Origin of the sequence: Achromobacter veterisilvae (genome assembly GCF_900496975.1) — a bacterium.
Lineage (GTDB): Bacteria > Pseudomonadota > Gammaproteobacteria > Burkholderiales > Burkholderiaceae_B > Achromobacter > Achromobacter veterisilvae.
The window spans coordinates 1-514 of sequence record NZ_UFQC01000104.1 but is presented as its reverse complement, the minus strand read 5'-3'; the positions used below and the strand labels follow the sequence as shown (position 1 = coordinate 514).

Sequence of the window (514 nt, the reverse complement as noted above, 5' to 3'; positions counted from 1 at the left end):
GGCAGCACCTGTCGCTGCGCCAGGGCAATCAACTCGTCGCGCATGGCGAAGCACTGGCTGGCCCAGGCCTCGAAGTCCCCTTTACCTTTAAAAGGCTTTAAAAGGCCTTTTAGAGAGGCCGCGTGTTCCAGCCGCATGAAGGCTGGCTGTTCCAGACCACGGAAGTAGCGCGGTTCGCGGTTCGGGTCGCTCATGCCTGTTCGTCCTCGCCGGTGCCTGTGGACTTGGCCTCAGCCGGATCGGCGGCAGTGCCTTCGTTGGTGGGAGGAGCGGCTGCGGCAGCGCTATCACCGCGCTGTTGCAGCCCGCGGCGTGCGATGGGCGGCGCAAACTTCGAGCGGCGCATGCCTTCGAGCACGTCCTGCGGCAGTTCGCCGAACTTCTCCAATGCTGCCCGAGCTGCGGCGTTCTTGGCCGCGAAGTCGTCGCGGGTGCAGCCCGAGTAGCGGTATTGCTGGGCCAGGCTGAACAGGCTGCGCAGCGCGTGGGCACCTTCGTTGAGCCAGCGCTCCAA

At 65.4% G+C, this 514-nt stretch carries 2 protein-coding genes; both read right to left on the bottom strand.

Annotated elements, in window-relative coordinates; translation table 11 throughout:
• A partial coding sequence (locus AVE30378_RS32500) for a DUF3158 family protein (RefSeq protein ID WP_129247302.1) occupies positions 1 to 194 on the bottom strand: 194 nt, incomplete at its 3' end.
• A partial coding sequence (locus AVE30378_RS32495; RefSeq protein ID WP_129247300.1) for an AcaB family transcriptional regulator occupies positions 191 to 514 on the bottom strand: 324 nt, incomplete at its 5' end. The genes AVE30378_RS32495 and AVE30378_RS32500, both read right to left, overlap by 4 nt.